We start from the raw sequence: 24,507 nt of genomic DNA, 5'->3' as shown, positions 1-24,507 counted from the left end.
AATAGCTCAAGCCGACTTTTGTTGTGTGGCTTCTTGATACAGCGCATTTTCCAGTTCATGGACGGCAAGCGCAAAATTTTCCGCGCTGCCGAATATGCCACGGCGAATTTGGGTTTTGGTGCCGATTTGGTCGAATGGCGGCAATTCCAGCACTTTGCTGTCTTCAATGTCTTGAATGCCGTGGTCGGCGAATTTTTCCAGCAAGGCTTCGAGCACGGCGCGAGCTTGATCGCCGTATTTTGAAAATACGTCGCGTTTTTTGACCTGATTAGCACGTTCGCGGCGGGTCAATGGTTTTTGGTTAAATGCCACGTGCGCAACCAGGTCGAAAGCATCTAGTTGTTCGCCATTGCTGACGGCCTGCTGCAAGACTTCCAGCGGGATACCGAGATCTTTGAGTTCTTCCAGGATGGCTTGCTTGCGCTCGGCTTCCGACCAGCGGCGCAGAAAGTCGGTTAAGGAACCGAATTGTGCTTGCAGGGATTTTTTGATGTCTTCCTTGAGAAGAACACGATAGTCCTCGGTAATCAGCTTACCGTCGGCATCCAAATATTGCGAACGTTCAACGGCTACCTGTACGTTAATGTCGTCCAACACGTATTTGACGCGACCCTCGCCACCGGTTCCTCCGCCAACGCCGGGTTCTTCCTCGCCGGACACATAGGTTGGTGGCGTCGGTTCGGTAATGGTGGGCGGCGGGTCTGGCGGAACCACAGGCTCGTTGGGTTTGGGTTCATAAATAACCACGGGATCACCATCGAAATCCGGGTCGGCAAACAACCGAGTCGCGCCCTTGAAGTCCATGATGGTGAAGTAGAGCTTGTGATAATCCTCGCGCAGACGGGTGCCGCGCCCGATGATCTGCTTGAACTCGGTCATGGAATTGATGGTTTGATCGATGGCGATCAATTTGCAGGTTTTGGCATCGACACCGGTGGTCAATAGCTTGGAGGTGGTGGCGATGACCGGATAAGGCTCGTCGTTATCGATAAAATAAGACAGTTGCGCCTTGCCTTCATTGTCGTCACCGGTGATACGCACCACATAGCGGCGGTTGCTGGCCGCGGCGGGAATCAGTTTGACCAGTTCCTGACGCATACGCTCGGCATGATCCTGATCGTCGCAGAAGACGATAGTCTTGGCTTTGGGGTCGGTATTTTTCAGGTATTCCCATATCCTGCCGGCAACCAAATGGGTGCGTTTTTCCAGAACCAGATTGCGATCGAAGTCCTTGGTGTTGTATTGGCGCTGTTCAACGGCCTGGCCGTTTTTGTCGATTTTGCCTTTTTCCGGCGTGTAGCCCAGGGCATCGGCATCGGTAACGATACGGATGACTTTGTAGGGAGCAAGAAAACCGTCTTCTATGCCTTGTTTCAGCGAATAGGTGTAGATCGGCTCGCCGAAGTAGTGGATGTTACTGACGTCCTTGGTTTCTTTCGGCGTGGCGGTCAAGCCTAGGTGAGTAGCGGCTGTGAAATAGTCCAGGACTTCGCGCCAAGCCGAGTCATCAGCCGCACTACCGCGATGGCATTCGTCGACGACAATCAGATCGAAAAAATCGGCCGGAAACTGCCGGTAAATTTGTTTCCATTCTTCCTTACCGGTAACGGCCTGATAGAGGGCGAGATAAATCTCGTAATTTTTCTTCACCTCCCGATTACCGATTTTGTGCATGTTTTCGCCGAAGGGGGCGAAATCTTGCTGCATGGTCTGATCGACCAGGATGTTACGATCGGCAAGAAATAGAATGCGTTTTTTGGCTTTGGCCTTCCACAAGCGCCAGATAATTTGAAATGCGGTGTACGTTTTGCCGGTGCCTGTGGCCATCACCAACAATGCCCGTTGCCGGCCTTTGGCAATAGCTTCTATCGCCCGGTTGATGGCGACACGCTGGTAATAACGAGGTTCGCGGCCACTGCCGTCACTGTGAAAGGGTTGCTCGATCAGCTTGACGGCGGCAGAATCGGTTAAGCCTTTCCATTGTTGATGCACGGCCCATAGTTCATCCTGACTGGGAAACTGCTCCAGGGCAAGTTCTCGCTCCACGGGCTGAGTGAGTCCCGTGCGATCGTGGAGCAGAAACCCGTTACCGTTACTGCTGATGGCAAACGGGGCATCCAGTAATTCGGCATAAGCCAGAGCCTGCTGCATGCCATGCCCTACTGAAAATTTAGCCTGTTTGGCTTCTATAACCGCTATGGGAAGATTGGGTTTTGCATACAGCACATAATCGGCTCGTTTTGGCCCACCCTTGACCTCGGGATTTTTGATCCGTGCCGCCAGTTTGCCGCGCACCATGACGCGGCCATCGGTAAGTTGCACTTCTTCACGAAATTGATGCTGCTGCCAGCCTGCTTGCTGGATCGCTGGCGTGATGAATTTGGTGCAGATATCGCGTTCGCTGAGGGTTAGTTTGTCCAAGCGACTTTCCTTACGGTTTAAACGACTCTAATTAATCGGTGCTTTTGTCTAACTCAACCAACAAGGTGGGTGATATACGTCGTAAATCATGCGGCGCTCAATAAGCCACAGTCAATTTAGGTCTTGTAATTTCAGCTGAGCCTTTTGGGGCTCTGTGACGGCAAACATGTCCGGCTAAATATTCATCGCACAGCACGCGTACTGTATAAGCGTTTTCAGAATTTGCCGCCTCTTGTTTTAACGCTAAGGCTTTTACCTTTGATTTCGCTTGCTTTGCTTCTAATGTAGAACCCTGCCAGAACCACGCTGGTTTTTCAAAGCCTCCAAGGCGACAATAGCTGATGGAAATGACATAGAAGGCACCCACCAACGCTGCTTCTGTATCTATAAAACCAAGTTCTCACCCCTACCATGGCAAGACAAATGCAGTCCAGGGTAATCAGCAAAAGCCATATGCTGTCCAGGTAGCAAAGCTTTAGCGGTTCCATTTTGGCATGGGTTTCCTGTAACGAATAATGGCGCGAGTATCACCCGAAAAAAACCATACTAAAAACCATACCAACCGGTAAAGTGCGGGTAAGTGTCGACAATGAAATGACAACAGAAAATACGAAATATTACTTATATATCATATTCTTATAAATGAACATCCAGAAAATACAAGGCACCAAGCAAGACGATAAAACACAACACACCCCCATGATGCAGCAATACCTGCGCATCAAGGCGCAGCATCCCGAGATATTGTTGTTTTATCGGATGGGCGATTTTTACGAGTTGTTTTACGACGATGCCAAACGCGCCGCGCAATTGCTGGACATTACCTTGACCGCGCGCGGCAGTTCAGCCGGAGCGCCGATTCCGATGGCCGGCATTCCGTATCATGCCGCCGAAAATTACATCGCCCGCTTGCTGAAACAGGGCGAATCGATCGCGATTTGCGAGCAGATCGGCGACCCCGCCAAATCCAAGGGACCGGTCGAGCGCAAGGTGGTGCGCATCGTCACGCCCGGCACGGTCACCGACGAGGCTCTGCTGGAAGATCGCAAGGATAACCTGTTGCTAGCCTTGGCCCGCTTCGACAAATCGATTGGGCTGGCCTGCCTGGATTTGAGCAGCGGCAAGTTCGTGTTGCAACAACTGGAAAACGACAGCCAGTTGCTGGCGGAAATCGAGCGCTTGAATCCGGCCGAATTGCTATTCAGCGAAGATCTGGCCTTGCCGGCCGCCATCAAGGAGCGCAAGGGCCTGTGCAAACGGCCGCCCTGGCATTTTGAATTGGACAGTTGCCGGCAATTGATTTTGAAGCAATTCAACTGCCACGACTTGAAGGGCTTCGGTTGCGAGCAACTGCCGGCGGCGATTTGCGCGGCCGGCTGTCTGTTGCAATACGTGCGCGACACCCAGTTCAACGCCCTGCCCCACATCCAGGGCATCGCCGTCGAGCACGCCGACGACAGCATCAGCTTGGACGCCGCCAGCCGCCGCAATCTGGAGCTGGATAGCCACCCCAGCGGCCAACTGCAATACACCCTGCTCGGCGTACTGGACAAAACCGCCACCGCGATGGGCAGCCGCTGTTTGCGGCGCTGGCTGCATCGGCCGTTACGCGACCAGGCGGTGGTCAACGGCCGTTACGCCTGCATCGCCAGTCTGATCGACCACGAGTTGTATCGCGACCTGCAAACCAGCCTGCGCCAAGTCGGCGACATCGAGCGCATCAGCTCGCGGATTGCGTTGAAATCGGCCAGACCGCGCGACCTGTTGACCCTGCGCCTGACCTTGGCGGTATTGCCGGAACTACAACAAAAACTGGCCGGCAGTGACAACCCGCATTTAGAAGCCTTACGCCAGCAACTCAAAGAACATCCGGAATTGGTCGACTTGCTACAACGCGCCATCATCGACAACCCACCGGTATTGATCCGCGACGGCGGCGTCATCGCGCCGGGCTTCAACGCCGAACTCGACGAACTGCGCAACCTCAGCCAGAACGCCGACCAGTTTTTGATCGACATGGAACAACGTGAGCGGGCCGCCACCGGCATCGCCAATCTCAAGGTCAATTACAACCGGGTGCACGGCTATTACATCGAAATTTCCAACGCCCAAGCTGACAAGGTGCCGGTACATTACACCCGCAAACAAACGCTGAAGGGCGCCGAGCGCTACATCACGCCGGAATTGAAGTCGTTCGAGGATAAGGTACTCAGCGCGCGGGAAAAATCGCTGGCCTTCGAAAAAGCCCTGTACGACGACTTGCTGGGCACGCTGGGCGAAGCCTTGCTGGATTTGCAACAATGTGCAAGCGCGTTGGCCGAGCTCGACGTGCTGGTCAACTTTGCCGAGCGCGCCGAAACCCTGGACTGGAGCCAGCCGGTGTTGACCCAGGAGCCCGGCATCCACATCGTCGCCGGCCGCCATCCGGTGGTCGAGCAACTGTCCAGCATTCCCTTCGTCGCCAACGACCTGGATTTTTCCGGCGACCGGCGCATGCTGGTCATCACCGGTCCTAACATGGGCGGTAAATCGACTTACATGCGCCAGGCCGCATTGATCGTGCTACTAGCGCACATCGGCTGCTACGTGCCGGCGCAATCTTTGAGTTGCGGGCCGATCGATAAAATCTTCACCCGCATCGGCGCTTCCGACGACTTGGCCAGCGGCCGCTCCACCTTCATGGTGGAAATGTCGGAAACCGCCAACATCCTGCATAACGCCAGCGCCAACAGTCTGATTTTGATGGACGAAATCGGCCGCGGCACCAGCACATTCGACGGCTTGTCGCTGGCCTGGGCCTGCGCCGATTACCTGGCCCGCAACGTCAAAGCCTTTACCCTGTTCGCGACCCACTATTTCGAACTGACCACGCTGGCCGAGGAGCAAACCGGCATCCACAACATTCATTTGGATGCGATGGAGCACGGCGACAAGATCGTATTTCTACACGCGGTGAAAGACGGCCCGGCCAGCCAGAGCTACGGCTTACAAGTCGCGGCCTTGGCCGGCGTGCCGCAATCGGTGATAATCAATGCCAAACAAAAACTGGCGCAATTGGAAAACACGGCTTATATCGAACAGCAGGACCGCAGCGAAATCGACCAATTCGATTTGTTCACCAGCCGGGAATGCCATCCGGCCGTAGTGTTACTGGAACAGCTTGAACCGGACAATTTGAGTCCGCGTCAAGCGTTAGACACGCTCTATCGGATGAAGAAGATGCTGAAAGACATGTAACTTTCAACATCCGAAACGCATTGAGCTAAGGCGATTGCCTTAAATAAACATCCCCGAATGTCGCCGAATTTTTGTTCAGCGACAAAGCTGGAAAAAGAACCGCAGATGACGCCCTGCGAGCTTTTTCCAGCACCGGTAGCCGGACAAAACAGCCGATCAGTTGAGTCGCTTTCGCAGGCAACCGCCTCGGCAAGCCAACCGTATTACCGATAGCCGCCGTTACCGATCAATGCGCCGGCCGCCGCACCGATACCGGTCGCCAAAGGGTCGCCCCCACCCAATTCATAACCGACTACCCCACCGACTACACCGCCCACCAGACCGGTGCCGGTGCGTTGGTCGTAATAACCGATCCGCGGAGCGGGTATCGGAACCGGCGCATATTGAACGACCGGCGGCGCATAATAAGGCACCGGCGCACCATAATACACGCGTTCTACCGGAACATATTCGCGAACTACTCCGCCATGGTGACGCCAATGATTGTGATGGTGGCCGTGGTGACCATGGTGATGTCCATGGTGATGACCGTGATGGTGGCCACCCCCGTCGGCGCTGGCCCAGGCGGAAAAAATCAACGACACCACGGCGGTAAACATTAAAACGATTTTTAACATGTCACTCTCCTTCTCGTTAGGATTTATTTTGAGCAAGAGTGTGCGCGTGCCGGCTTAAAAAGTTCTTAACCGAACGCCGCTGACATTGACGCGCGTGCGGCCGTTATCGCTTTTCTGACTTGTTCCGGGGCAGTACCGCCTATGTGATTTCGCAAAGCGACCGAACCTTCCAGCGTCAAAATATCAAAAACCTCAGGACCGATAGTCTGAGAAAAGCCTTGCAGTTCCGGCAAACTTAATTCGGACAAATCGCGTTCGCTATCCAAACCCAAGCGCACCGCCTGACCGACTACCTCGTGGGCATCCCGAAACGCCATGCCCTTGCGCACCAGATAATCGGCAAGGTCGGTCGCCGTGGCAAAACCGCGTTTCGCCGAACGGTACATATTTTCACGCTTGGCTTGCACGTGCGGCACCATATCGGCAAACGCCCGCAAACAATTCATTAAGGTATCGACCGTATCGAACAAGGGCTCTTTGTCTTCCTGATTGTCCTTGTTATAGGCCAAAGGCTGGCTTTTCATCAGCATCAACAGCGACATCAAATGTCCGGTCACCCGCCCGGATTTGCCGCGCACCAACTCGGGCACGTCCGGATTTTTTTTCTGCGGCATGATGGAGGAACCGGTACAAAAAGCGTCCGGAATATCGATGAAGTCGAACTGAGCGCTGGCCCATAACACCAGCTCCTCGGAAAAGCGCGACAAATGCAACATGATCAGACTTGCCGCCGCGCAAAATTCGATGGCGAAATCGCGGTCGCTGACCGAATCCAAGGAGTTGTTGGACGGACGGGAAAACCCTAGCAAATCGGCAGTCATATAGCGGTCTATCGGATAACTGGTACCAGCCAGCGCCGCGGCCCCCAAAGGCATCACGTTGATGCGTTTGACGCAATCGTGCAGACGTTCTTTGTCGCGGGCCAACATTTCGAACCAAGCCATTAAATGATGGCCGAACGTCACGGGTTGCGCGACCTGCAAATGGGTGAAGCCCGGCATGATGGTAGCGGCTTCCTGTTCGGCTTTATCCAGCAATGCGGTTTGCAGGCGCTCCAATTGCCTCATAATTGCCGCTATTTCATCACGCAGATACAGGCGAATGTCGGTAGCGACCTGGTCGTTACGGGAGCGGCCGGTATGCAATTTTTTGCCGGCGATGCCGATCAAATCGGTCAAGCGCGCCTCGACGTTCATATGCACATCTTCTTGCTTGATAGACCAAACGAAGTCACCGTGCGCAATTTCCGCTTGAATTTGCGCCATGCCTTGCCGAATAGCGGCCAACTCGGCGTCGCTCAAAATGCCGATCTTATGCAACATGGCCGCATGCGCCAGCGAACCTTGAATATCCTGCAGCGCCATGCGTTGATCGAAACTCACCGAGGCGGTGAATTCCTCCACGAATGCGTCAGTGGCTTCGGCAAAACGGGCGCTGGATAATTTCTCGGTATTTACGCTACTCATGATTGGACGATTATCAAAACAAAATCCGGATTATACCGGGCACATCCCGTTTGGTGCGAACCTGACGCCGTTTCGTGTTAGTCGCAAATAAGCCGATTGACTTGAACACTTTTTTAGAGAATCAAACTCCGGACGCTTGACGGATGCATGCCCGCTTCGTTCGGCCTCTGATTTGCGCTATGTTTGCGGCCCTTCTGCCGGCGCGCTGACACCTTGGGCAAGATAATGCGCGCGCCACTGCACCGCCCAGCCGGGCAGTTGTTCGGCGCTCATCGGTTTGGCGAGGCCGTAGCCTTGGGCCAAATGGCAGCCCAGGGCCAGCAAGCGCTCCGCATGCCGCTGAGTTTCCACGCCTTCTGCGATAACCTGCCGGTTAAAGGTATCCGCAAGGCCGATTACGCTGTTGACTATGGCCAGATCGTCTTTGTCGTTCAGCATGTCGCGAATGAAACTCTGATCGATTTTTAAGGTGTCGACCGGCAGATGACGTAAATAGGTCAGCGACGAGAATCCGGTTCCGAAATCGTCCAGTGCAAACCGCACCCCCATTTCCCGGCAGGTTTTGATTTTTTCCGATACCGCTGCCAAATCCTCCAGCGCACTGGTCTCCAATACTTCCAGCTCCAACGAAGACGGCGGCACGTCGGGAAATTGGGCCAGTAAGCCCGAGAGCCGGCAAACGAAATCCGCTTGCTGAAATTGCCTGGCCCCCAAGTTAACGCTAACCGGCAAATCCAGACCGATTTCGCGCCAGGCGCGGATTTGGCCGAGTGCCGTGCAAATCACCCACTCGCCCAGTTCCACACTAAGCGGGTGATTTTCAACGACCGGCAAAAAGTCCGCCGGCAAGATTAAGCCGCGCTCGGGATGCTGCCAACGAATCAAGGCCTCCGCACCGACCACGCCGCCGGTCAATAAATTGACCTTAGGCTGGTAATACAACCGCAAGGCATTGCTGTCCAAAGCCTGACGAATGTCTTGCAAGCGTTCCTGCCGGGTTTTGAGTGCCGCGTCGCGCTCTATGTCGAAAAAATGGTAACGGTTTTTTCCGCTTTGTTTCGCAATGTACATGGCTTGGTCCGCGTGGCGGATCAACTGGTCGGCATCGACCTCGTCCTGCGGATAAAAAGTCACGCCGATGCTGGCCGAGACCTGCAACGACATTTCGTTGACCCACACCGGTTGCGCAGCCGCTTGTAATAATCGCTGCAGGATCGGTTCGCAATCGTCGATTTGCTCCAGATCGACCAAAATGCCGACAAATTCGTCGCCGCCGATTCTGGCTAACGTGTCGCCGTCGCGTAGCGTAGCTTTCATGCGTTGCGATACCACAATCAACAATTCGTCGCCGATATGATGATCGTAACTATCGTTGACCGCTTTGAATCCGTCCAGATCCAAATACACCACAGCCAAGATGCAATGGCGGCGATGGTTGGCCATCATTGCCTGTTCCAGGCGATCGGACAACAACACCCGGTTCGGCAGGTTGGTCAATGCGTCGTAATGGGCAATATATTCCAGTTGAAACTGGTGTTCCTTCATCTGGGTAATGTCGGTGAACAAGGCCACGTAATTTTGGATTTTGCCGGCAGCGTCGTTGACTGCGCTAATAGTCAACATTTCGGCAAACACGGTGCCGGATTTGTGCCGGTTCCAAATTTCGCCGTACCAATGGCCTTTTTCCTGCAATGCCTGCCACATTGCGGCGTAAAAGTCCGCATTGTGCCGGCCGGATTGCATGACGCGCGGGTTTTTGCCGAGCACCTCGTCGCGGCTATAACCCGTGATCCGGCTGAAAGTTTCGTTGACTTCGAGGATGGCGCCGCCGGCATCGGTGATCATGATACCTTCGCGCGCATGACTGAATACTTTGCCGGCCAATTGCAATTTGAGGTCCGCGTGCTTGCGTTCGGTAATGTTGCGCCTAACGCCGATAAGCCCCAATACGCCGTCCCGGCCGTCACGAAAGGGAATTCTTAAGGTCTCGAAACAACAGTGCACGCCGCCGGACGACACCAGCCATTCTTCGCTGACGATTGCGCTTGCAGCGTTAAGAACCTCTTGGTCGTTGGCCGGCACGGCCGATGGGCCGCCAAGATAAAAATCACGATCCGTTTTTCCTATGACTTCGTTGGCCGATACGCCGCAAAAATCGCTGAAAGCGCGGTTACAATCGAGGTAAATTCCGTCGCAAGCCTTGATGAAAATATGATCCGGTATATTGTCGAGCAAGCTGCGCAAGAGCGCTTTTTCTCGATGCAAGAGTTGATTGAGCTCTGTCAGTTCTTGCAATGTGGTCTGCAATTGCGCATTCGAGCCGGCTAACGCCTCAGTCCGTTCGATGACGCGCTGTTCCAATTGCGCATTCAACGTTTCCAGGGCCGCTTTCGCTTGTTCCAATTGCCGGGTGGACGGCAGGCCTAGCGCGGCCGGCATGATTCGCCAAAGCAACACGGCGGTACTGAGCGAAATCAATGCGGTAAACACTTTGGCAAAGGCGTTCGCCCAATAAGTTGGACGCCAAATGGTGATGACGTCAAAGGCGTGGGTCACGCCGCAAGCGACGATGAATAATCCGAACAGGACAAACAACTTGCGGTGATGAATGTCCGGCCGCATTTTCACGAAATGCCAGATCGCATAGGGAATGGAAAAATACGCCAATACAATGGCTGAATCGGATGCAACCAGGGTCCACAGCAAGACCGGGTTCCATTGAATGCAAAAACCATGGGGGATTAAGCCGTTCAAACCAAACGATTCCGCAACCCACTGCCACATAGCACACCATTTCTATAAGCTGAAGTATTTGGCCATCAATCGAACCGAGACCAAGAGGTGAAAACTCTACCGCAGTAAGGAAATTAGCTAGCCCTACCTTAGCAGCATTGTGGTATGGATTTCACATTTTCACAAACTTCGAGTCCGGGCTGACAGCGCCGTCCGGCCGGCGACAAACGCGGAACAGGCAACGGAGCCGGCACGACTGGAACGCATCGAAGCATTGCCGGGATCAACCGATCACCACCAACCAGTCGCCCCAAAACCTCATTTTTAATCCCAGGGTGCTTTGCAGCGTGCCCAACATGGCGCGGCTGTCGCGAATGTTCAGCCGGCCGTTAATTTTCAGCGTGCGTAAGGAATCGTCTTTAAATACCACGACGGCTCGGCTATAACGGCCGATGGCTCCGACGACGTTTTCCAAGGTTTCGTTTTGATACACCAGAAATCCGTTGATCCATGAGGTGGATAAAGTCGAAGACAAGCTTTGCGGCTCGCCGATGGCGTTAGCGGACACCGTCACCGCTTGACCGGAACTTAAAACCACGGGTTGTTTCCAACGCCGGTTTTCCGCAACCTCCACCCGACCGGCCAACACTTTGATTTCGTCGGAATCGCCGTGTCTATCGACGATGAAGCGCGTCCCCAGCACGCGGGTGGCCGAACGCCGGCCTAGAACCACAAACGGCAGATCGGGATCGGGTTTTACTTCGAAATAGGCTTCGCCTTTCAGCAAGCGCACCGAGCGCTGACTCTGATCCATCGTTACCGCCAGCGCGCTCCCGCTATTCAGTATCGCTTTAGAACCGTCCTGCAATTGCACGGTCTGGGTTTGCCCTACCGCTACGGAATAGTCCGCGCCGAAATATATCCGCGCCGGCTCCCACAATAAAGCCGCGACTAGCACGCCGGCCGCTAAAGCCGGCACAACCGGCCGAGTGTTAATGCAGCGTTTTTTTTTAACCGGTGCTATCGCGTGCCGGGCCGCACTGGTGGTCAGGCTTTCCAGCAAGGCGTCATCGCCCCACATCTCACAAATTTCGTAAAACGCAGTTTTATGGGCCTCGGCCTGCTCCAACCAACGCAAGAACTCGGCTTCGTCGCCTCGGGTAACGCGTTCCGAGCGCAACAGGACAAACCAATCGGCCGCCTGCTCGTCTACACTATCGTCCGCATCGGTTTGCTCGGTATTGTTGTTCATAATCGTTAACTTCGTTTACTGGTTCACTCTGAAAGCCCTAGCGATGAGCCTCACCGCTCGCGCGGGCCGCGTTTCACGTTCCCGCCTGATGGTCTTGACTCCCGGTTAGTTTAGCCAAATCGCACCGGGCGAAAAGCAGCCTGCGGGGCTATTGCGTCCCGGGCGGACGCAACGTCATGGTATGCACCGAATTTCCGGCCGCGAACGGTAACGGCAACCCGGTCAGCCAATAGGGCTGCTGATCGCGGTAGTGAGCGGATAAAGGATGACCGGATTGTCCGCCCGGCATATGCAAAATGCCTTCCGCGAAACGGCCGGGCGACACCACCAGCCGCTCGCTGGCGCCGAAACGCGCGCCCGTTACCCGCACGCAATAGCCGCCGCATCCGGCCAAGGCTTGCCGCGGCATGTCCAGCAGCGTTGACAAAGCCGGCAAAGCTTTAGCGAATGGGTGGGAAAACTCGGCCCGGTTAACCTCGCCCCAATTCAGGGCCGCCAATGCTACAGCCGGATGCGCGGCTTGCAAATTGGCGGCTGCAGCGGTCAATTGGCTCAAAATAAAAGTTTGCCAATCGTGTTGTGCCGGTTCCGGCACTAATTGCGGAGGACGGCTGTCTAGCAACGCCTGCAGCGGCGTATCGACATAGTTCCAGCTGTATTCGAAATCAGGTTCCAATTGCCGGCAGCGCTGCAAAAACGGGCTAAAAACCGACGCTATCAATTGTTTGCGAAATTCGATCAGCAGCGGCAAACCCAAGCTATCGGTATCGGCCCTACCGTTCCAGCTTAACAAATAATTGCGCAAGCCGTTCAACTCGGCGTTGCCGGCGGTTTTATCCGGCGTTAATACGCTAAGCGCCAATTGTTGGTAATAGGTATAAAACTCGCTGTAGGTATCCTGCTGCAGATTGAATAAAGACCATTCGTCGAATCGGCTCATTTGCCGCAAGCGCTGATCGATGCGGTAAGCCCGATAACCGCTGGCAAAGTTGCGTCCCACCGAATACGGCAGTTCGGTCCCAAAGCGCCTATCGTTGGCGGACAGCAAAAAGCCGGCGGCCGGATCGACGCTTTTCGGCATGTCCGCGGCGGCGAGATATCCCGACCAGGCCGCATCGCCGTCGGCCCACGAGCGGGCGATTGAACCGTCGCCGGAACGGCGTAACGGCAATTTGCCGGTCAGGGTCCAGGCGATGTGGCCCGTGGAGTCGGCCAGCAACACGTTCAATTGCGGACCGCCTGCCCGGTTGGCGACGGCGATGGCTTGCTGCAGACCGCCGGCTTGTTCCAACTCCAATATGTCCAGATTAACCGCATCGACATCCAAAGCCGTCCAGTGAATCGCCGCTTTTTGACCCAGTAAAGGCTGTTGCGCCACCGGCCCCCACAGGCTTTCTTCCACCAGCAATTCTTTATCGGCCTCGCCTTTGATACGGATCAATTCGCGGCGCTGCTCGAAATTCCGCCATTCGCTGCCGACCCGGTATTGCCCGGCCCGTTGCGTATCGCCCTCCAGCAACACTAAATCCAGAAAATCGCCGGCCAGATTGGTCAAGCCCCAGCCCACATGCTGATTGCTGCCGGCCACCAAACACGGGGTTCCCGGCAAAGACACGCCGGCGGCCAGCACGCCGGGGTATTCGAGCTGTACCCGATACCAGATATTGGGAACGTTAATGCCCAGATGCATATCGTTGGCAACGATGGCCCGGCCGTCCGCGGTTTTGGCGCCGGATACCGCCCAGGCATTGGAACCGGGCATAGTTTCTTCGGGCGCGTGCGCCAAGGCCCGGCCGGCCGGCAAACTTTCGCTCAGCAAGGCATGCAAGGCCGCTATCGGCAACGGTCCGGAGGGTACCCGCGCCGGCGCATGTTGTTGCAAGGCGTCGGTGTAACGGTCGCTGTCCGGGGTTAAAAATGTCACCACCTCCGCCGGCAAGGCCTGGTCCATGACGGTCAGCATGCGCTCGTATTGTTCCGCCCAGGCGGTTAAATTGTCGAACATGCCGAAGATCACCAGCAAGCTGTCCTCCGCCTGCCAAGGCTCCGGCCGGTAGGCCAATACATCGAATTCAAACGGCAAAGCCCGCGCGCGTTGCAGATAGTCGTTAACCCCGGCGGCATAAGCTTCCAAATAACTGCGTTGCGCTGCCGGCAATTTAAGCAACACCTGCTTGGCGCGCATATTAAAACCGTAGGTTCTTGCCTTGACGTCGCTGCCGACGGCGATAGCACCGAACAATTCGGCCAAGCGCCCGGCATTCTTGCGCCGCATCAAATCCATTTGAAACAGACGGTCCCCGGCATGCAAATAACCCAAGGCCCGGACGGCATCGCTACGGCCGGCTGCAATTATCCTGGGTACGCCCAAGTTGTCGGTTTCGATCCGGACCGGCTCGGCCAAGCCCGACAGTGCTTGCTCGCCGTCCGCTGCAGGTAACGACTGGCGCAGCCATAGATAGGCGGCTGCGGCCGCCAGAACGGTCGCGCATGCAACGGCGACTAACACTGTTTGCCAGGCTTTGTAGGTCTTTGTCATGATGGTTGTCGAGAACAACAGTTAACGATAAGAGTCACTCTTCCGCGCGAAAGACAGTGTCTTTCCACTCCGAAAGTAGTCCGGGATGAGGAGATAAAATACCGCTTTTGCATTTTAGAATTTGGTCGGAAAAATCGTCCCTAAGAATTGAGGGGAGTGATTTCCGACCAAGCCCCAAGCGCGGGATCGACCGGCTGAATCGCCCGTTCGTCCGGCACCTGCGGATACTCTATCGCAGCGATTTGCCCGTCTTCCAATTTGATGCAACGGTCCGCCAGCCGGAAATATTTGTCGTCGTGGGTAATCGCCACCACCGTTTTACCGCGCGCCTTTAATGCCGGCAGCAATTCGGTATAAAAAATCTGCTTGAATTCCGGGTCTTGGTCTGCAGCCCATTCGTCGAAGATATAAATCGGCCGGTCTTCCAAATAAGCGGTCAACAAAGCCAAGCGTTTGCGCTGACCTTGCGACAAGTTTACCGAGGAAAAGCGCCCGTTGGCGATTTCAACCTTATGATTGAGTTGTAGACGTTCCAGATAGTCGGCGATAAACGCTTGATGCGGTTGGCTATCGATTCCGTACAGTTCGTCGAACAAATGGAAATCGGCAAATATGACCGAAAAGTTTTGCATGTACGCATCCCGGTTGCCGGCATCCACCCGCGTCCCATTCCAGAACACGCCGCCTTGTTCCGGATGATATAGCCCCATCAACAGCATGGCTAAGGTGGTTTTACCGCTGCCGTTCCCGCCCACCAAAAAAATTAATTCGCCGGGCCTGATGGTTAAATCGATAGGTCCCAGGGTAAAACTGCGATTTTCTTTTTCCCTATGAAACTGGTGAGTCACCCCACTCAATATCAAGTGTTCAAACTCGGGCTGTTGCGGCATCCCTGCGCTGATCGAACTGCAAGATTGCGCCAAACTCCGCTCCAAAGCCGTCACCTTTTGCAAAGCCACCTTGGCTCTGGCGAAGGTCGGTATGCTGTTGGTTAAAACGGTCAACGGCGACATCATGAATAGAAAAACCAAAACGTAGCCGCCGACGACCTCCGTATTCAGCGCTTGCCAATGCGGAAACACAAACAAAATGGCCGCAATCGTCAGGTAATACAACAACTGTATCCATTGGTTGATCAGCAAAAAATGACCGATTGCCGCCAAGGAATGCCGGCGATAACCTTCGGCATGCGCTTCCAACGCGCCGGACATAAACCCCTGCGCGCGGCGGCGGTGTAACTTCAATTCCCGCACGCCTTCGGTCAAGCCGCTGAACCCGCGACTAAGTCCGTCATATTCCTCCCTAGCCGCGCGTAAACGGCACTGCGAAAACCGGTTACATACACCGAAGCTCAAAACGCCGAAACCGATTGCCGAAGCCAGCACCGCGGCCAACTGCCAGGACAACCAGGTTAAATAGCTCATACAACCCGCCACGATCGCAAAGTTGATGCAGATCACCGGAAACAACTCGCTGGCGCCGGCAATGCTGACCACGTCTTCGGTCAAATGGCTCAATAAGGCCGGCTTACCTATGGTTTGCAATACCGGGTAAGGCGCTTGCAATATCAAACCGGCAATGCGTAACCGCAAGTTCTTCACGAGCCGGGTGCTGAAACGATTCAATCCGTAGTGAGAGGCGAATCGGCTCAATAACACCACTGCCACCAGACCGGCAAACCCCGCATGACCGAAAAATACTTCGGACTTACCTGCCAATACGCCATTAATGAACGCGATTAAACCGGCATTGCTCAAACCGCTGACGATTCCGGTCAACATGACAAACAAAAGGGTAAGCGGCGACGACCGCCATAAAAATGTCCACATTTTCTTTTCGAAAACTCTATGTCGTGAAAAAACGCAACACTGATGCAACGCTCATGCTTTAACCGGATTCAGCTAGCAAAATCTTGGGCACTTAGAACGCCTTAATGCCCCCTACTACTGAAAGCGTTAGCAACACGGGTCTTCTCTCTGGATCTCGCTAAAAATTGCTTCGCGAAATGACTGTTCCTGCCAAACCGTGCGTGCCCAGCTCGGTCGATGCATGAACGGTTTGGCGCGGTGGATGCTCCGATTTTCCCGTCCATCTTTCGACAAGCTCTCAAGAAACAGCAAGATTAACTCCATAGCAGCCTTTCCCTGTTTCTTGTTAACCCCCCGCGCCCGAAGGGGGCTTACTTTGCTCAGAACGAACGCGAACATCCTTGCAACGCGAAACAGGGAATTAATTTGTAACCATCCTAACGCTCATGAAAAAGCGGCATCCCCCCGGCAAATGAAAGTTTTTCGGTGGGAGCGACGCCTTCGTCGCGACGAGGGCGTCGCTCCCACAATGACTTTCATAAATAAGCAGTAGCAACGGCGCATCACGCCCACCATCGCCTTAGAGTAAGACGGCAATAAGAAACAAAACCCCCAGTTCGATTTGCAATCGGATTAACCAAACCGAGACAGCGAAATAAACTATGTTAATTAACGCCATAAAAACCGGTCATATCCCTCAATCAGCGGCACAACCAGCTTGGAGTTTAAACTCCGTCGCTGTAATGCTAATGATTAACATTTGGCGCAAAGCTTGCTTTAGCGATGGTGAAGTTTACGTTGACCACCCCGGCGCTGGAAAAAATAAAATGCAAGATAAAGAGAGGGATTAAGGCTGTCGCCAACTTGCAATCCGGGGCAAACAACTAAGCCGCCCACCCGTCAACCGCATAAGGAATTGAGCAATGACCCTAGAATCGATCTATCAAGACCATCAAGCCGAACTGCAACAGCATCTAGCGCGCATCGTAGATTGTCCCGAAATCGCTGCAGAATTGGTTCAAGAATGCTTCATCATCTTTTCGCGTGAAATTCAGAAACAAGTCATCGAACATCCGCGCGGATTTCTATTTCGTACCGCCCGCAATTTAGCCTACGACCACATCAAGCACCGCAAAGTAGTCGAAAAATATCAGAACAACGCCGACCCGACCCTAATGCCGGCACTGGAAACGCCGTCTACCGAGCACCTATCGTTAGTCGACGAAAAACTAGCCATATTTTCTGCCATTGTCGAACGCCTGCCGGAACGGGCGCGCGAAGCTTTTATCCTAAACAGGGTATACGGGATGACCTATCCGGAAGTCGCCAAGGAAATGGCGATCAGCGAAAGCGCGGTGGAGAAATTGCTGGCGCGGGCCTTATTGCACTGCAAACAGCAATTTAAGCGACGCCAACTCGAATTAAACGACATATGAGGACATTGGACTAGTCAGTCGTCTTAACTACACTACGCAGGGTAACGATAGGGCCATCCAGCTTTCCGACCAGCCCAGTCGGCGCGTTAAAAAATGACGGAGGAAGCGATGACGCCGCTTAGCGCCTAAAATCCGACCACATGCACATGCCGCTCATAACAGGAAAAGTCATTTCGGGAAGTTATTTTTTTAGCAAACCTATAGTCCGAGCTAGGGTAGATTGATCTGTCTAGCCGACTGTCAGCCGATACACGCCGTTAAAGCCTATTTTATGCGGCGAATTAATACCTCATACACCGGAGACAACAATGAGTTGGGACGAAGAAGACACCACTATTTATCAAGTCGTAATCAATCATGAAGAGCAGTATTCCATTTGGCCGGAATACAAGGACATTCCCGCCGGCTGGCGAGCCGTCGGCCCCAAAGGCCCTAAGCAGAAGTGTCTGGATTACATCAAGGAAGTTTGGACAGACATGCGGCCGCTGAGCTTGCGGCAGCATATGCGGGAGGATGGGTTGGAATAAGTTCGAGAAGCGCAAGGATGCGTGCTTTTTTCAGTTTTCGGATCGAGATAATAATAAGCCGTCCTATCCATTGAGTTCGATTAAGTAATGCTGCACGTTTAACATGTAAATCAATTGTAAAAATTCTTCTTCATTTAAATAAATTCCATTTTTTTGCAAAATGCTTAGCAACATTTTTAAATTATTTTTTCCATTACAATATTCAAATATTTTTTCCAATAACATCGCAATATCTGAAGGAATAGAAAACGATTGCCCTGCCACACTTATTTCTATATGTTCACTAGCACGACCTAGTTGATCGAATGACTTTTTTCTGACAAAAAACAACTCGCGATCCATTACAATTCTGGGTACTTCACACCAAACAGCTTCATTTGCTCTAAAAAATCGTTGAATCGGTTTTTCGGTATTAAATGAATTCTGTTCGGTATGAATTTTCCTTAAGGTAAAAAAATGCACCAACTGTTTAGTATTTCCAGTCTCAGGGAAAAGCTTTTCTAAATTTAGCAAGCTAAAACGCTCAATCCCCATATCAACCACATCAAACCCCATTTTTCTAAAAAAATCAGGCAATTCATTTATTCTTCTTCGATCTAATTCTGTCGGATCTCCTGGTACCTTAAAAGGGTTTGAAAAATTGATCCATAAACCATCTGCCTTCAATACTCGATAAATTTCTGCTGATAATCGTTTCGGATTGCTGACAATATCGAGCACATATTGAGTAATAACCACAGACAACGAGTCGCTATTAAACGGCATGTTCATGACGTCAGAAACAATATAACGAATATCGTTTTCTGTCGATTCCGGCGGTGTTAAATTAATCTGTTGCCAGTCGGCTTTCTCCAAATGAAAAGCCAACGGCTCACCTTCGATCAATTTTTTGGCAGTTAATAGCGTCGGTAAAGATAAATCAACCGCATAAGACACTCGAAAGCGTTCGGCAACACTATATAATAATCCACAAGCGCCGGCTCCTAAAACCGCAACAGAATCTCTATCTTTACAATGCCGGGCAATAGTTCCATTAAATAAAGCTTTTACTTCAGATAAATCAGGCATCCCTGACCAATCTTGATAAAAATAAGGCAACATATCATGAAATGTGAAACCAGATTTTACAGAGCTCCAAGCCAGGGTATTATCTTGACTAGGCAGGTTTTGTAAAAAATTCATAATAGGTAGACAGGATTCTTCCAAAAAACTGGTATTCCCTGACAACCCATTTTTAGTCATCGCTATTCTGTCCGATAGATCCATTGCATTATAATATTGTTCAAAATCATCCAGATTCCGAATAATTTTTTCAAATGAATGCCGAGTTTCTTCCATTTCCATGACAAAACCTTGCAACGATGAAAAAGGATCCGGCAATAGAAAAATATTAATATCGTCAATAATAGGATAACTGATTCCACAATCAGAACACATTACGATAGATGGAGATGAATCATCCAAATCTCCATGACAAAGAATACATTGATACATTGAAAAACCCATTATTCAAATGTTGATATCCGACAGTGTTTTAATTGGTCAATTTCATATTCTGCAGTAATATGACAGTTTATTTTGTCTTTCTTCAGTTGTTTGGCTTTGCGCTTTTGTAGCCATCGAATTACTCCGGTTACATACAAAACCGGGCATGCCAAGCCGGAAAAAAGCACTAAAATCCGCCCCGTCCAACCGAAAGCATGACCACTGTGCAATGGCCATTGCCAATCTATAAAAACATCACCAAAACTGCCTGTCCCTCTATCATAGATATTAACAATATCACCGCTATATTGATCGATAGCGAAATCACGATAACCGATAAACCGGCTTAATTCAGTTAGGTCACGTTTCATTACAACATAGACGTCCTCACGATTTTTCGGTGCATTCAGCATCCACAATTTACCGGCCGGATAACCTTTCTGCACAATAGCTTCCGCGTCCGCGGCATTTATCGGCTGTTGACCCGCTTGCGGCACGCCGCTGTGAACCTCTGCCGGAACAGTGCTAAATACATCGGGCCGATTGACTGGTGAAAATAGTTTGACTAGTTCATTCATTTGAATTGGCAAATTCATGTAAATACCGGAAAATAATACAGGCATGAGCACAATAGTTGCGTAAAAGCCGACGGTTTTATGCAGATCGAAGTTAAAACGTACAGACCCTGGCCGAAGCTTGAAGGTTAATGCCTGCATGAATTTGCCAGTCAGCGGCCACCAAACAATCAGACCCGTTAACAGTGAAATAATCGAGAAGGCCGCCAAGATACCGTTGATAATGCTGCCGGTTTTGCCTAGCAACAAACACCAATGCAACTGCATAATGAAACTAACCAAGGGTCGCCCCCAATAGCGTCCCTTGGGATGCCAAAGCTGTATACCTTTGACCTGACCCGTATAAGGATCAACGAAGATGTAATAACCGTTATCAACGAAATTATAATAACCGTCGCCGTTATTCGCCTGCTGTGCCTCCTTGGCGAAGTACAGCAGCTTGTAAGCGACATCCGGCTTGCGGGGATAGTACACTTTAAAAAGACGACCGCCCTGCGGCTTGACTGACTCTGCCGCCGCGATAATTTCGTCCAAAGCATATAATTTTTTCTGATTTTCGGGTGGAACTAAGACAATAGCCAACTCCGGATTCAAGACTTCCTGAGCTTCCTGATAAAACACCAGAATGCCACCAGTTAGACCGACAACAGCCAATATAGCCCCGACGAATAAACCGAGATATAAATGAACATCAAGCCACAGCTTACGGCGCGCTTTCAGTCGGGCTAATCGTCGAGCATTGAATTTATCTATTGTCATCGTAGGCATCGAAATATCCTCTTTTCATTTGGCTTCGTTCTTCTATTTAAGAGCGCCGCGCATCTCCACGAACAGATTTCATCATGCCATTTAACATACGTTTTCCTTTGAAGAGCCATGACATTAGTTCAAACAATGGTACATATCTCCAGGGAATTCCCTCCGGAGGTAACCATCTCGACTTTCGAGAATCATCCCAGAAAAAAACGACCGCAGAACTGAATTCCGTTGTTTCCACGCCATGCCACCAGTAAATTGGAAAAAACAACATTTCTCCCGCTTTAACTTCGCATTCGTAATATACGGCTTTTTGATATAAGGGGTATTTCTCTAAATCAACCGGCTCTCCTTCAATCTTACTAAAATGCAATTTCTGATACAGGTAAGGAGTTTGATTTGGAGCGAAAAGTTTTACCCGTTTGCTTCCTGAAACCTGACACAGTAACGCCTTACCGAAAGGGTGAAAATGAATTTGCGAATGCACGTTGCTACCGATATAACAAACCGCGACGAATTTTGTGGAATCAATGTAAGCAGGAACCGTAAAGTCGCCAACGACTTCCGGCAAAATACTCTCTACACTTTGTTCGCTTAAATAAACTCTTTCATTACCAATCGGCTCCTTATGAACCAGTTCCAAATAATTCGCCAGTTTCATTAACTCTGAGTGCGCTCCGAGATAGGCGCCGTTACGCATGCGTTTGACAGGAACTGAACGTTCACCGGCAATTGACTTAAAATATTGAGAATTCCAAAGCGAACAGGCATCCCACTCGGAAACAACCCCCGTTATCAATACGGGCTTACCTGGTTCAGCGTATAATCTATTAAACTCTTCAATCGACGGCGCATTAACTCTGTCCACCTGTAATGGCAATTCTTCACTCAAATACATTTTTCAACCTCCTGTTATTCAATCATACTGACATCAATATGCCCCATACTTAAAATGGGTGAGAGCACTTATTGATAGCTAGATGCGTTATAGTCTAGGTATATTATCTACTGCGCTTTAACATCCCAATCAAATTCATTGTCTAATATATTCCAAAGTTTTTTATTATATGGCTCGAAAAATTCATATAATCTACCAACACTTTCATCATCGGCCGGCGGCAGTACAACAGGATTTTCATTGACTCTATCTTTAAACTGAGGGGTTGCAAAATTAGGCAATCCAACAAAGCCATATATTTTGTTTAAAAAGTTATTGCTATCTGAAAAATAATCTTGCGCATCCAACACTAATACGTTATTTTTCCCAAAACACTCTATCCAATAACTAACTGCCTTATAATAAATGCTTGTTTGCACTGGATCGCAAGCACAAGTAGTAAACATAGGATAATCCGGAAAAACCGATAACGCCTTATCCACATACGCCGGAAACGAATTTAAAAAATATAAATTATCCGAGCGTTTTTTTCCGGCCATATATACTTCCCATTTCCATTGAGAATAAAATCTTTTAACGGGATCTCTTAATGTTAAAACAACTTTTGTTTCCGGTCGTTCCTTAGAAAGATTATAAATCAGCTCCATCCAATGAAGATAAGGAGCCAAAAACGGAGTTAATGCAATTCCATATTTAGATGCAAGTTTTCTCTTTTGTCGTTCTGTGGGATAATACATGCGCCATTTTTCAAGATCGGCAGAGAAACATTCTTTAACTAATGGAGGTATCACATTCGGATGCAACATGATATTGACTGCCAAATCACTAGTGCCACTCTTTATAGGTCCAACAACACAGAAATCCGGCAGAGTTCTCTTGCCGGAAAATTTTCGCACAAAACTACGCCATACCGGAACATAGCCGAAATAATGCGGAAGGAATTGATATTCAATCCACTTCGATAAGTATTCAATATTAGAAGGGAGTTTATCTTCGGGAACATAGCCCTTAATAATACTCGTATATTCGGTTGCCAACAAATAAGATCTGGATAGCTGCTTTCTTTTATAATAAAGATAATGATCCATTTATTTAAGCGACCTATAAGTTTATATTCATGGAAAACGGTGGTTTGCTTTATTTAAAGCTCACCACCCAAATAAATTTGATCCTTGCCGTACAACCTTCGCGCATCGGCAAAACCTTTACGTTCGCAAGCTTCCAACACTTTACTTATTTCTTTAATATAAAGATCGTCATCTTCCGGCTCTAATGCCATGAAATATTGCAGCCAGGGTTCGCGGCCTATCGCGTAGATATAAACTCGCTCCGCTTGGACTGCATCCAACAAGTTCAAAGCCGCATGAGCATCGCTGCCTTTGGAACGCCGCGACTGGCAATGCTTGTGCTCGGGTAATTTCGGCAGCAGCGGCCCGTATACCCAGGATAACGGCGCACCTATGCATTCCATGCCTAAAAAAACGGTTTGGATCGGGCCGTACTCCGCACTCAGATTTTCGTACATGCGCCGGTCAAGGCAGTTGGAATCGGCGGCAAACAGCAAGCGTTGCGGACCGGCACAAATCAGGTAGCCGCTTTTAGCAAACGGCAAGTCGTTATGTTCGCCGAGAAACGGCACCGCAATGCAAGCACCGCCGGAAAACGAAAAACTATCTAACGGATCAACTTCCGTGACTTTGGAGAAGCCCAGTTCCCGAGCCAACAGTTTCATCGATATGTCGCCGTAGAATATGCCGGAACTTTTAGGCACCACTAACATACCGATTTTATGACGAAGGCGTAGCAACGCTTCAAACACGCAGTGATCGTGATGAACGTGGGTAACCAACACATAATCGATATAGGGCGGCAAGTCCTGAAACGTGTAACGTTCTATGCCGCCCTGACTGGGTTGTATCGCTATAAAAGGATCGATCAGAATCGCAACGTCGTTATATTCGATCAATACACAGGCATGACCGAAATAGCGAACCCGAATACCACTGCCCTGCCATTTTTCCGCCATGTAAGGGGGCCGGTCGGTCAATAGGCTGATCAATTTTTTGTCGTCTCCGGCATCGAGTCCCAATAGCTCGCGGATATAACTCAAAGGTTGAGGCTGGTTATCCAGTTTAAACAGTTCGTCGATCTCTGTCCTCGCAAACGGTATAGTCCATTCGATACTATCGTCCGTTGGCAGGCGCGGCGTGCTCATGTAATAGGCCCTAGCGCGATCATGAGTTTGGGTAAAGAGGTGCAACGATTGCAAGTGCTTTTTGTAATGCGTACTTTTGTAAAACAAGCTTTCAATACAACGCACAATAGGCCGATTGTTATAGTCGTACAGCAATTCGATAAAGCCGCGCAACGACTCCGGCAGCACCGCATAATACGGTTCCAGACTCTGGCCCGTGGCTTCTTTATCCAGCAGGTTTTGAAAAGCGATCAAATCCTGCGCCATTTGCTGAGTGGCACCGTGCTCTTTGTCCATCCGCTCCAGCATTTGCTCTATCTCGGCTGTCCGTTCGACCGGAACATTGACAAACGGTCCACCCAATAGCTTTGGATTAGCGCTGGATTCGACGTGAATGCCGGGCTTTTGTAGATATGAACTCAAGTTTTTCTTTTGGTAATTCAGCATATGCAAGCTGTACGGCACCGGAGAAAAAGTATGCGGCCAAGCCACCCACTTGTCGACTAGCGCTTCCACCGCCGTCGAGTCGGCGAGGCGATATATAAGTTTGTGGTTCATGCCAG

Annotated in this window: 17 protein-coding genes; 4 read left to right on the top strand and 13 right to left on the bottom strand. The window is 51.0% G+C overall.

The annotated features are described in order from the left end of the window. Window positions 1-6: 6 nt before the first annotated feature. Window positions 7-2,421 carry an EcoAI/FtnUII family type I restriction enzme subunit R gene (gene hsdR, locus AB0A83_RS09710; protein ID WP_367156106.1) on the bottom strand — a complete coding sequence of 805 codons (2,415 nt, stop codon included), beginning with the start codon at window positions 2,419-2,421 and terminating at the stop codon, window positions 7-9. A gap of 97 nt (window positions 2,422-2,518) precedes the next feature. Further along, window positions 2,519-2,788: a hypothetical protein gene (locus tag AB0A83_RS09705; protein ID WP_367156105.1), complete on the bottom strand. Its 270-nt coding sequence runs from the start codon at window positions 2,786-2,788 to the stop codon at window positions 2,519-2,521. A gap of 275 nt (window positions 2,789-3,063) precedes the next feature. Between AB0A83_RS09705 and mutS the strand changes: the two genes are divergently transcribed. After that, a complete protein-coding gene (gene mutS / locus AB0A83_RS09700; protein WP_367156104.1) occupies window positions 3,064-5,658 on the top strand; it encodes a DNA mismatch repair protein MutS in 2,595 nt (864 codons plus the stop codon). 203 nt (window positions 5,659-5,861) lie between these two features. Here the strand turns inward: mutS and AB0A83_RS09695 are convergent, their stop codons facing one another. The 6 genes from AB0A83_RS09695 to AB0A83_RS09670 all read right to left on the bottom strand — a co-directional run bounded on the left by AB0A83_RS09695 (window position 5,862) and on the right by AB0A83_RS09670 (window position 16,094). After that, on the bottom strand, window positions 5,862-6,275 hold the full coding sequence (locus tag AB0A83_RS09695; protein WP_150048100.1) for a hypothetical protein: 414 nt from the start codon (window positions 6,273-6,275) through the stop codon (window positions 5,862-5,864). A 65-nt stretch (window positions 6,276-6,340) separates the two neighbouring features. Next, a complete protein-coding gene (argH, locus tag AB0A83_RS09690; protein WP_150048099.1) occupies window positions 6,341-7,741 on the bottom strand; it encodes an argininosuccinate lyase in 1,401 nt (466 codons plus the stop codon). A gap of 177 nt (window positions 7,742-7,918) precedes the next feature. Continuing rightward, entirely contained in the window at window positions 7,919-10,525 is a 2,607-nt protein-coding gene (locus AB0A83_RS09685; protein ID WP_150048098.1) for an EAL domain-containing protein, read from the bottom strand. A 232-nt stretch (window positions 10,526-10,757) separates the two neighbouring features. Further along, a complete protein-coding gene (locus AB0A83_RS09680) occupies window positions 10,758-11,726 on the bottom strand; it encodes a FecR domain-containing protein (RefSeq protein WP_150048097.1) in 969 nt (322 codons plus the stop codon). 148 nt (window positions 11,727-11,874) lie between these two features. Continuing rightward, window positions 11,875-14,265, bottom strand: a complete 2,391-nt coding sequence (locus tag AB0A83_RS09675; protein WP_367156103.1) for a penicillin acylase family protein — start codon at window positions 14,263-14,265, stop codon at window positions 11,875-11,877. Window positions 14,266-14,405: 140 nt separating this feature from the next. Then, window positions 14,406-16,094, bottom strand: coding sequence for a cyclic peptide export ABC transporter (locus AB0A83_RS09670; protein WP_150048095.1), 1,689 nt, complete (start codon window positions 16,092-16,094; stop codon window positions 14,406-14,408). Between the two features lie 641 nt (window positions 16,095-16,735). Here AB0A83_RS09670 and AB0A83_RS09665 point away from each other — a divergent pair. From AB0A83_RS09665 to AB0A83_RS09655, 3 genes are all read left to right on the top strand, one after another. Further along, window positions 16,736-16,924: a hypothetical protein gene (locus AB0A83_RS09665; protein WP_367156102.1), complete on the top strand. Its 189-nt coding sequence runs from the start codon at window positions 16,736-16,738 to the stop codon at window positions 16,922-16,924. Between the two features lie 72 nt (window positions 16,925-16,996). Beyond that, a complete protein-coding gene (locus AB0A83_RS09660; protein ID WP_150048093.1) occupies window positions 16,997-17,509 on the top strand; it encodes an RNA polymerase sigma factor in 513 nt (170 codons plus the stop codon). Window positions 17,510-17,817: 308 nt separating this feature from the next. Beyond that, window positions 17,818-18,036: an MbtH family NRPS accessory protein gene (locus AB0A83_RS09655; protein ID WP_150048092.1), complete on the top strand. Its 219-nt coding sequence runs from the start codon at window positions 17,818-17,820 to the stop codon at window positions 18,034-18,036. Window positions 18,037-18,099: 63 nt separating this feature from the next. Here the strand turns inward: AB0A83_RS09655 and AB0A83_RS09650 are convergent, their stop codons facing one another. The 5 genes from AB0A83_RS09650 to AB0A83_RS09630 all read right to left on the bottom strand — a co-directional run bounded on the left by AB0A83_RS09650 (window position 18,100) and on the right by AB0A83_RS09630 (window position 24,502). After that, window positions 18,100-19,542, bottom strand: coding sequence for a methyltransferase domain-containing protein (locus AB0A83_RS09650; RefSeq protein ID WP_150048091.1), 1,443 nt, complete (start codon window positions 19,540-19,542; stop codon window positions 18,100-18,102). Next, window positions 19,542-20,864 (bottom strand): PepSY-associated TM helix domain-containing protein, encoded by a 1,323-nt coding sequence (locus tag AB0A83_RS09645; protein WP_367156101.1) that lies wholly within the window; start codon window positions 20,862-20,864, stop codon window positions 19,542-19,544. The genes AB0A83_RS09650 and AB0A83_RS09645 overlap by 1 nt, the downstream gene beginning before the upstream one ends. A 37-nt stretch (window positions 20,865-20,901) precedes the next feature. Continuing rightward, window positions 20,902-21,750, bottom strand: a complete 849-nt coding sequence (locus AB0A83_RS09640; RefSeq protein WP_150048089.1) for a cupin-like domain-containing protein — start codon at window positions 21,748-21,750, stop codon at window positions 20,902-20,904. 107 nt (window positions 21,751-21,857) lie between these two features. Continuing rightward, window positions 21,858-22,838 carry a sulfotransferase domain-containing protein gene (locus AB0A83_RS09635; protein ID WP_150048088.1) on the bottom strand — a complete coding sequence of 327 codons (981 nt, stop codon included), beginning with the start codon at window positions 22,836-22,838 and terminating at the stop codon, window positions 21,858-21,860. Window positions 22,839-22,891: 53 nt separating this feature from the next. After that, window positions 22,892-24,502 carry an MBL fold metallo-hydrolase gene (locus tag AB0A83_RS09630; RefSeq protein ID WP_367156100.1) on the bottom strand — a complete coding sequence of 537 codons (1,611 nt, stop codon included), beginning with the start codon at window positions 24,500-24,502 and terminating at the stop codon, window positions 22,892-22,894. Between the last annotated feature and the right edge of the window lie 5 nt (window positions 24,503-24,507).

It is taken from the genome of Methylomonas sp. HYX-M1, from assembly GCF_040741385.1.
GTDB classification, from domain to species: domain Bacteria; phylum Pseudomonadota; class Gammaproteobacteria; order Methylococcales; family Methylomonadaceae; genus Methylomonas; species Methylomonas rhizoryzae.
The sequence above is the reverse complement of the archived record's forward strand: the minus strand, read 5'-3'. Positions and strand labels throughout refer to the sequence as shown.

What these genes read in the sequence shown, in the direction of transcription:
- AB0A83_RS09685 (WP_150048098.1), bottom strand. Translation starts at nt 10,525, where the DNA reads ATGTGGCAGTGGGTTGCGGAATCGTTTGGTTTGAACGGCTTAATCCCC.
- AB0A83_RS09675 (WP_367156103.1), bottom strand. Translation starts at nt 14,265, where the DNA reads ATGACAAAGACCTACAAAGCCTGGCAAACAGTGTTAGTCGCCGTTGCA.
- AB0A83_RS09655 (WP_150048092.1), top strand. Translation starts at nt 17,818, where the DNA reads ATGAGTTGGGACGAAGAAGACACCACTATTTATCAAGTCGTAATCAAT.
- AB0A83_RS09650 (WP_150048091.1), bottom strand. Translation starts at nt 19,542, where the DNA reads ATGGGTTTTTCAATGTATCAATGTATTCTTTGTCATGGAGATTTGGAT.
- AB0A83_RS09670 (WP_150048095.1), bottom strand. Translation starts at nt 16,094, where the DNA reads ATGTGGACATTTTTATGGCGGTCGTCGCCGCTTACCCTTTTGTTTGTC.
- AB0A83_RS09680 (WP_150048097.1), bottom strand. Translation starts at nt 11,726, where the DNA reads ATGAACAACAATACCGAGCAAACCGATGCGGACGATAGTGTAGACGAG.
- mutS (WP_367156104.1), top strand. Translation starts at nt 3,064, where the DNA reads ATGAACATCCAGAAAATACAAGGCACCAAGCAAGACGATAAAACACAA.
- AB0A83_RS09665 (WP_367156102.1), top strand. Translation starts at nt 16,736, where the DNA reads ATGTTAATTAACGCCATAAAAACCGGTCATATCCCTCAATCAGCGGCA.
- AB0A83_RS09635 (WP_150048088.1), bottom strand. Translation starts at nt 22,838, where the DNA reads ATGGATCATTATCTTTATTATAAAAGAAAGCAGCTATCCAGATCTTAT.
- argH (WP_150048099.1), bottom strand. Translation starts at nt 7,741, where the DNA reads ATGAGTAGCGTAAATACCGAGAAATTATCCAGCGCCCGTTTTGCCGAA.
- AB0A83_RS09660 (WP_150048093.1), top strand. Translation starts at nt 16,997, where the DNA reads ATGACCCTAGAATCGATCTATCAAGACCATCAAGCCGAACTGCAACAG.
- AB0A83_RS09640 (WP_150048089.1), bottom strand. Translation starts at nt 21,750, where the DNA reads ATGTATTTGAGTGAAGAATTGCCATTACAGGTGGACAGAGTTAATGCG.
- AB0A83_RS09645 (WP_367156101.1), bottom strand. Translation starts at nt 20,864, where the DNA reads ATGCCTACGATGACAATAGATAAATTCAATGCTCGACGATTAGCCCGA.
- AB0A83_RS09630 (WP_367156100.1), bottom strand. Translation starts at nt 24,502, where the DNA reads ATGAACCACAAACTTATATATCGCCTCGCCGACTCGACGGCGGTGGAA.
- AB0A83_RS09695 (WP_150048100.1), bottom strand. Translation starts at nt 6,275, where the DNA reads ATGTTAAAAATCGTTTTAATGTTTACCGCCGTGGTGTCGTTGATTTTT.